8 protein-coding genes are annotated in these 7,903 nt (G+C 69.7%); all 8 read left to right on the forward strand.

Annotation, left to right across the window (positions count from 1 at the left end; all coding sequences use genetic code 11):
- Nucleotides 1–599, forward strand: a 599-nt coding sequence (locus tag CG50_RS12270) for an ABC transporter ATP-binding protein (protein WP_036638838.1), incomplete at its 5' end; no start/stop codon positions are given.
- On the forward strand, nt 596–1,315 hold the full coding sequence (locus CG50_RS12275) for an ABC transporter ATP-binding protein (protein ID WP_245615715.1): 720 nt from the start codon (nt 596–598) through the stop codon (nt 1,313–1,315). The genes CG50_RS12270 and CG50_RS12275, both read left to right, overlap by 4 nt.
- Nucleotides 1,316–1,387: 72 nt before the next feature.
- Nucleotides 1,388–1,867 carry a VOC family protein gene (locus tag CG50_RS12280; protein ID WP_036638841.1) on the forward strand — a complete coding sequence of 160 codons (480 nt, stop codon included), beginning with the start codon at nt 1,388–1,390 and terminating at the stop codon, nt 1,865–1,867.
- Complete coding sequence (locus tag CG50_RS12285) at nt 1,864–2,601, forward strand: SDR family NAD(P)-dependent oxidoreductase (RefSeq protein ID WP_036638844.1); 738 nt, start codon at nt 1,864–1,866, stop codon at nt 2,599–2,601. Before CG50_RS12280 ends, CG50_RS12285 begins: the two co-directional genes overlap by 4 nt.
- A 64-nt stretch (nt 2,602–2,665) precedes the next feature.
- Complete coding sequence (locus CG50_RS12290) at nt 2,666–3,418, forward strand: SDR family NAD(P)-dependent oxidoreductase (RefSeq protein ID WP_081880419.1); 753 nt, start codon at nt 2,666–2,668, stop codon at nt 3,416–3,418.
- Nucleotides 3,419–3,441: 23 nt separating this feature from the next.
- Nucleotides 3,442–5,631, forward strand: a complete 2,190-nt coding sequence (locus CG50_RS12295) for an alpha-ketoacid dehydrogenase subunit alpha/beta (RefSeq protein ID WP_036638847.1) — start codon at nt 3,442–3,444, stop codon at nt 5,629–5,631.
- 18 nt (nt 5,632–5,649) lie between these two features.
- Nucleotides 5,650–6,939 (forward strand): dihydrolipoamide acetyltransferase family protein, encoded by a 1,290-nt coding sequence (locus CG50_RS12300; protein WP_036638849.1) that lies wholly within the window; start codon nt 5,650–5,652, stop codon nt 6,937–6,939.
- A gap of 11 nt (nt 6,940–6,950) precedes the next feature.
- Nucleotides 6,951–7,745: a shikimate dehydrogenase family protein gene (locus CG50_RS12305; RefSeq protein ID WP_036638851.1), complete on the forward strand. Its 795-nt coding sequence runs from the start codon at nt 6,951–6,953 to the stop codon at nt 7,743–7,745.
- Nucleotides 7,746–7,903 lie beyond the last annotated feature (158 nt).

The raw sequence follows: 7,903 nt of genomic DNA on the forward strand, positions 1-7,903 counted from the left end.
CGGGCAATTACAAGCCGACCTCGGGGCGTATCGTGCTCGACGGTCACGACATCGGCGGGCTCGATCCCGCCAGGGTGAACCGGCGCGGCCTCGCGCGCTCGTTCCAGATCACCAACATCTTCCCCGGCCTGTCGGTGGCCGAGAACCTGCGCCTCGCGGTGATGCGCCGGCACGGGCTGCAGTTCACCGTCTGGCGCCGGGTGTCGCATCTGCGCCGGGTCAATGCCGAGGTCGAGGAGCTGCTGTGCAAGATCCGCCTCGAGGCCAAGGCGGGCTCCGTCGCCGGCGATCTGCCCTATTCGGATCAGCGCTCGCTGGAGATCGGGATGACGCTCGCCTCGGATCCGAAGGTGATCTTGCTCGACGAGCCGATGGCCGGCATGTCGCATGAGGAGACCGAATACACCACCGGGCTGATCCGCGAGGTTACCGCCGGTCGCACGCTGATGATCGTCGAGCATGACATGGATGTCGTGTTCACCCTCGCCGACCGGATCACCGTGCTGGTCTATGGCGCGGTCATCGCCACCGGCACGCCCGCCGAGATCCGCGAGAGCGCCCGCGTCAAGGAAGCCTATCTGGGCGAGGAGGCACGATGATGGCCGAAGAGACGCTGCTGCGGCTGAACGGTCTGCAGGCCCATTACGGCAAGAGCCACATCCTGCACGGGGTGAATTTCGATCTGCGCCGCGGCGAGGTGGTCAGCCTGCTCGGGCGCAACGGGTCGGGACGCTCGACCACGCTGAAGGCGGTGATGGGGCTGGTGGTGCCGAGCGCGGGCGAGGTCCGGCTCGGGGGGCGCGATCTGGCGGGCGAGCGCCCCTATGCGATCTGTCGCGCCGGCATCGGCTATGTCCCCGAGGAACGCGAGACCTTCGCCAACCTCACCGTCGACGAGAACCTCGCGATGGGCGTCCAGCCGGGTCCGGCCGGTGCCACGCACTGGAGCGCGGAGCAGATGTTCGACTACTTCCCGCGGCTGAAGGAGCGGCGCAACACCCGCGCCGGCAGCCTGTCGGGGGGCGAGCAGCAGATGCTGACCATGTGCCGCAGCCTGCTCGGCAATCCGCTGGTGCTGCTGATCGACGAGCCGACCGAGGGCCTTGCGCCGATGATCGTGCAGCAGGTCGGCGAGATGATCGCCGACATCAACCGCAAGGGCGTCTCGGTGGTGCTGGTCGAGCAGAAACTGGTGATCGCGCTGAAGGTGTCGCACCGCGTCGCGGTGATGGGGCATGGCCGGATCGTGTTCGAGGGCACCCCGGCCGAGCTGAGCGCATCGCCCGCCGTCATGGATGAATGGCTGGCCGTCTGAGCCGGCGGGAATGGTTTGCCGGCAGAGCCGGCGGGAATCGTTTGCCGGCTGAGCCGGCGGTGGAGGATTGAGATGAAGATGACCGCTCCGATGGAAGTCGGCCTGACGGTGAGCGATCTGCCCCGGATGCGCGCGTTCTATGAAACCGCACTCGGCCTGCGCTTCGTGTCCGAGGTCCATGTCCCGGCCGACAAGGCCGCCGAGGCCGCGATGTCGCCCGTGGGTTACACCGCCGTCCGGCTGCAGACCCCCTGGGGCGAGCGTGTCAAGCTGCTCGCGCCCGATCTGCCGCCCCGGCCGCGCGACGATGACGAGGGCATGATCCTCGCGCATCAGGGCGCGACCTACCTGACCTTCATCGTGGACGATATCGCCGCCACCGTCGGGCGGGTCCGCGCCGCGGGGGGGCGCCTGCTCAACCGCGAGCCGGTCACCGAGGTGCGCCCCGGCGTCTTTCTGTCCTTCCTGCGCGATCCCGAGGGCCACATCCTCGAAATCGTGTCCTATGCCGATGTCGCCGCCTATCGGGCCGATCCGGAGGATGCGCGATGATCTTCGATTTCAGCGGACAGTCGCTGCTTTTGACCGGGGCGAATGGCGGCATCGGCCGCGAGGTGGCGCTGATCTTCGCGCAGGCCGGCGCCGACATGGTGCTCGCGGATCGCGACCCCGGCCCGCTCGGGGACTTCGCCGCGCGTCTGCCCGGACCGGGGCGCAAGATCTGCGCCGCGATGGATGCGGCCGACCCGGCCTCGGCGCAGGCGCTGGTCGATCTGACGCTCGAGGCCTTCGGGCGGATCGACCACGTGATCCCCTCGGCCGGGATCTATCTGGCCGAGCCCTTCGCCGGGATGACGGACGAACAGTGGCGGCGCACCATGTCGGTCAATCTCGACGGGGTGTTCTACCTGCTGCGCCGCGCCGCGCCGCATCTGGGGCCGGGGTCTTCCATCGTCAACCTGACCTCGCTCGCGGCGTTTCGCGGTGCGTTCAGCAATGCCCATTACGGCGCGACCAAGGGGGCGCTGGTGTCGCTGACCCGCGCGCTCGCCCGCGAACTCGCGCCCAACACCCGCGTCAACGCCGTCGCGCCGGGCATCATCGAGACCCCGATGACCCGCGATCTGCTGGCCGCGCGCGGCGAGGCCTCGATCGCGCAGACCCCGCTCGGCCGGTTCGGACGGCCCGAGGAAATCGCCTCGGTCATCGCCTTCCTGTGTTCCGGGGCCGCGAGCTTCATCACCGGCGAGACCATTCAGGTCAACGGCGGAATTTACATGGTCTGAGGGCCGTCGGGCCCGCGGATCCGCAGTTCATTCACGGGGGCCACGTCCCCCCCAGGAGAGAAATATGGCAGCATTGCTTGAGGGAAAGCGCGCGCTGGTCACCGGGGCCGGTCGCGGTCTGGGCGCGGCGATCGCGCGCGGCCTCGCCGAGGCCGGGGCCGAGGTGATCCTCGCCGATCTGGATGGCGAAACGCTCGCGGGCACGGTGGCGGCACTGGTGGCCGAGGGGTTCACCGCCAGCGCCGAGGCGCTCGATGTCACCGACCGCGCGGCGCTTTCCGGTCTCGCGCAGCGGATCGGCGCGGCGGGGGGGCTCGATGTCCTCGTCAACAACGCCGGCATCGCGGGCCGGGCGTCCTTCGACGATCCGGCGGTGGTCGACGTGTTCGACCGGGTGATCGGGGTCAACCTGATCGGCACCTTCAACGTTTCGCAAGCACTGGTGCCCGCGCTCAGCGCGCGGCAGGGCTGCGTGGTGCATCTGTGTTCGGTCGCGGGCTTCGTCGCCGGCGGCTCGACGACGGGCTATGTCGTCTCGAAGGGGGCGGTGCGCTCGCTCACGCAGGTCATGGCGCGCGATCTGGCGCCGCATGGCATCCGCGTCAACGCCGTCGCGCCGGGCATCATGATGTCGGAAATGGCGGTCGCGCAGCTCAACCGGCCGGGCGGGGCGGACTGGTTTCTCAACCGCGTGCTGATGAAGCGCATCGGCGAGACCCGCGAGGTGGTCGACCCCGTCGTCTTCCTCGCCTCGCGGATGGCGAGCTTCATCACCGGCACGATCCTGCCCGTCGACGGCGGCTTCCTGGCCGCCTGACCCCTTTCAACGGAGCCCAATCCATGCCCGATTTCACCGATCTGACCCCGCTCGCCCCCTGGCGCGAGATCAAGGCGACCGAGGCCGAGCGCGCCGCGCTCGATCCGAAGACCGGCCTGACGATGCTGACGCAGATGAGCCTGATCCGCGTGTTCGAGGAAAAGGTGCTGGAGCTGGCCGCCCAGGGGCTGGTGCACGGCCCGGCGCATTCCGCCATCGGGCAGGAGGGCGGGGCCGTCGGCTCGGCGCTGGCGCTGCGGCCGGGCGATCAGGTCAACGGCTCGCACCGGGCGCATCACCAGTTTCTCGCCAAGGCGTTGTCTTACGTGGCGCAGCAGGGCCTCGACCCGGCCGGGCCCTTCGCCGCCGACATTCGCGCCTTGTCGAAACGCACGCTCGCCGAGATCCTCGGCCTCGCGCAGGGGTTCTGCAAGGGCCGGGGCGGCTCGATGCACCTGCGCTGGCAAGAGAGCGGCAACCTCGGCACCAATGCCATCGTCGGCGGCGGCGTGCCGATGGCGGCGGGCGCGGCCTGGGCCCATCTGAGGGCGGGCACCGGAAATGTCGTCTACACCTATTTCGGCGACGGGGCGACGAACATCGGCTCGGTGCTGGAGACGATGAACCTCGCTGCCGCCTGGAAGCTGCCGCTGTGCTTTTTCATCGAGAACAACCGCTACGCCGTCTCGACCAATGTCGGGGAGGTGACGGCCGAGACCCGGCTCTCCGCCCGCGGCCTCGGCTTCGGCATCCCCGCGTTCAAGGTCGACGGGATGGATGCGCTCTCGGTTCGTCTGGCGAGCGAGGAGGCCAACGCCATCATGCGCGCGGGCGACGGGCCGGTGATCATCGAGGCCGATGTCTACCGCTACTTCCACCAGAACGGTGCGCTGCCCGGTTCGGCCTTCGGCTATCGCAGCAAGGAGGAAGAGGCCGACTGGCGCGCGCGCGATCCGATCGACGCGCTGGCGCGGCTGCTTGGCGAGCGTCAGATCATCGGCGCCGAGGCGGTGGCGGCGCTGCGTCTGCGCTGTCAGCAGATGATGGACGAGATCGCCTCGGAGCTGATCGAGACCCATGAGGGCAAGAAGCACATCGTTCCCGCGCTCTGGCCCGAGGAGAGCTTCGTCGATTACGGTCTGCGCGGCGATCTGTCGGAGATGGCGGGGGCGCGCTACCTCGAGGCGGACGCCGTTGCCGGTCCGGTCGCCGAAAACGTCAAGTTCATCGACATCGTCGCCGATGTGATGGAACGGCGCATGGCCGGCGATGACCGCATCGTGGTGATGGGCGAGGATGTGCACCGGCTGAAGGGCGGCACCAACGGCGCGACCCGCGGCCTGTCGCAGGCCTATCCCGACCGCTGCCTCGGCACGCCGATCGCCGAGAATGCCTTCACCGGCGTCGCGGCGGGCATGGCGGCCGACGGCCGGGTGCGCCCGGTGGTCGAGTTCATGTATCCCGATTTCATGTGGGTCGCGGCCGATCAGGTGTTCAACCAGATCGGCAAGTTCCGCCACATGTTCGGCGGCGAAAGCCCGATGCCGCTGGTGCTGCGCACCAAGGTGGCGATGGGCACGGGCTATGGCTCGCAGCATTCGATGGATCCGGCGGGCATCTTCGCCACCTCGCCGGGCTGGCGGATCGTCGCGCCCTCGACGCCGCACGATTACATCGGGCTGATGAATGCCGCGCTGCGCTGCGACGATCCGGTTCTGGTGATCGAACATGTCGATCTTTACAATTCCAGGGGGCCGGTGCCGGCGGGCGATCTCGATTACTGCATCCCGCTCGGCAAGGCGCGGGTGGTGCGCGAGGGCGCCCGGCTGACCGTGCTGACCTATCTCGCCATGGTCGGGAAGACCCGTCAGGTCGTCGAGGAGATGGGCATCGACGCCGAGATTGTCGATCTGCGCTCGCTCGACCGGGCCGGTCTCGACTGGGAGACCATCGAGGCCTCGGTGCGCAAGACCAACAATGTGCTGATCGTCGAACAGGGGGCGCTCGGCACCTCTTATGGCGGGATGCTCGCCGACGAGGTGCAGCGGCGGCTGTTCGACGATCTCGATCAGCCGGTGCTGCGCGTCACCGGGGGCGAGGCCTCGCCCTCGATCTCGAAGGCGCTGGAGGCGGCGGCCTGCGCGCGTGCGGGCGATGTGGCGGCGGGGCTGCGTGCGGCGATGGCAGGTCAGGGCCTGCCGGTTGCCGGCTGATCCGGAAAGGAGAGAACGATGGCAGTGGATATTCTTCTTCCCTCCATGTCGGCGGGCATGGAAGACGCGGTGATCGCGCGTTGGCTGGTGACGGTGGGTGAGCGGGTCGCGAAGGGCCAGCCGCTCGCCGAGGTCGAGACCGACAAGGCGACGATGGAACTCGAGGCCGAGGCCGAAGGGATCGTCGGCGCGCTTTCGGTGGCCGAGGGCAGGCGCGCCGATGTCGGCCAGTGCATCGCGGTCTTGCTCGCCGAGGGCGAGAGCGCGCCGCAGGCGGGCGCTCCGGCTCCGGTTTCGGCTCCGGCTCCGGTTTCGGCTCCGGCGGCGCTGGCGGTGCAAGATCCGGTGGTTTCGGGTGCGAGCCCCGTGGCCCCGGCCGCGCCGTCCGATGCGGTCGGGCAGGGTCGTGCGCGCATCTCGCCCGTGGCGCGGCGGATGGCGGCGGCGGCGGGTATCGCGCTCGACGGCATCGCCGGCAGCGGTCCGCGCGGCCGGATCGTCAAGCTCGACATCGCGCGCCGCCTCGCCGGGGGGCCGGCCCGTTCCGAACCGCTTGCGGCGCCGGAACCGGCTGCCCCCGCTGCCCCCGCCTCCGGGCGTTCCGCCGTGCCGCCGGGCATCGGCCCCTATACGGCGCAGCCGGTGACGAACCTGCGCCGGGTGATCGCGCGCCGTCTGGCCGAGGCCAAGCAAAGCGTGCCGCATTTCTACCTGAGCGCGGATTGCGAGCTCGACGCGCTGGTCGCGCTGCGCGCGCAGGTCAACGAGGGGCGCGACAAGGCGCAGCGGATCTCGGTCAACGATTTCATCGTCAAGGCCTGCGCGCGCGCCCTGCGTCAGGTCCCTGAGGCCAACGTGATCTGGCACGGCGACGAGATCCTGCACCTTGCCGATGTCGACATTTCCGTCGCCGTCGCGACCGGGGGCGGGTTGCTGACCCCGATCCTGCGCGGCGCCGACCGGATGAGCCTCGGCACGCTCTCGGCCGAGATGAAGGCGCTGGCAGAGCGCGCCCGCGCCGGCAAGCTGCGCCCCGACGAGTATCAGGGCGGCGGGTTCTCGGTGTCGAACCTCGGGATGTATGGGGTGAAGACCTTCTCGGCGATTATCAATCCGCCGCAAAGCTGCATCCTCGCCGTCGGCGCGGCCGAACGCCGTCCGGTCGGGCGCGGCGAGAGCATCGTGCTCGCCGAGGTGATGAGCATCACGCTCTCGGTCGATCACCGCTCGGTCGACGGGGCGCTCGGTGCCCGGCTGCTCGCCGCGATCCGGGAGGGCATCGAAGCGCCGATGTCATTGCTGCTGTGACGCAGGACAGGATGACCCTCGCGATTTCCGGCACCACCCGGCTGTTCGCCATCGTCGCCCATCCGGCCCATCACGTGCGTACGCCGCAGGCGATGAACGCGCGTTTCGCGGCCGCGGGGCTCGATGCGGTCATGGTGGCCTGCGACGTGGCGCCCGAGGATCTTGCGGGCTTCGTTTCGGGGCTGCGCGGGGTGCGCAACTTCGGCGGTCTGGTGGTCACGGTGCCGCACAAGAGCGCCATGGCCGCGCTGTGCGACCGGCTGAGCCCGCGCGCCGAAGCGGCGGGTGCGGTGAATGTGCTGCGCCGCGAGGCGGACGGCACGCTCAGCGGCGATCTCCTCGATGGCGAGGGCTTCGTCGCCGGGCTCGAGGCGGCGGGCCATGCCATCGCCGGGCGGCGGATCTGTCTGGTGGGGGCGGGCGGGGCGGCGAGTGCCATCGCGCTCGCGCTCGCCGCGCGCGGTCCCGCCCGGATCACGCTGCTCAACCGCTCGCCCGACAAGCTGACGGCACTGGCTCAGCGGCTTTCGGCGCATCGTCCCGATGTCGGGATCGGCATCGGCGGGCCGGTCTCGGGCCACGATCTGGTCGTCAACGCGACGTCGCTCGGGCTGCGTCCGGACGATCCGTTGCCCGTCGATGTCGATGCGGTCGATGCGGGCGCGGTGGTTGCCGATGTGGTGATGGATCCCGAACGGACGGAGCTGCTGATCCGCGCCGCGGCACGCGGGCTTATCGCGCATCCGGGCCGCGCGATGCTCGAGGGTCAGCTGTCGGAGATGTTCGCCTTTCTGACCCGGGCCTGATCCCCCGGGGGGAGGGCTGAGTGGCGCTCCGCAGCGCGGCGACGCCGGATTTCACCTCCTGCCCGGTCCTCGCGGGCAGGATTTTTCGAACGGTCGCCGGAGGGCGACCCGGATCCTGATGGAGACGGACATGGCAGCGAAACCCTTCGACATGATCG

This window comes from Paenirhodobacter enshiensis (genome assembly GCF_000740785.1).
GTDB lineage: Bacteria > Pseudomonadota > Alphaproteobacteria > Rhodobacterales > Rhodobacteraceae > Rhodobacter > Rhodobacter enshiensis.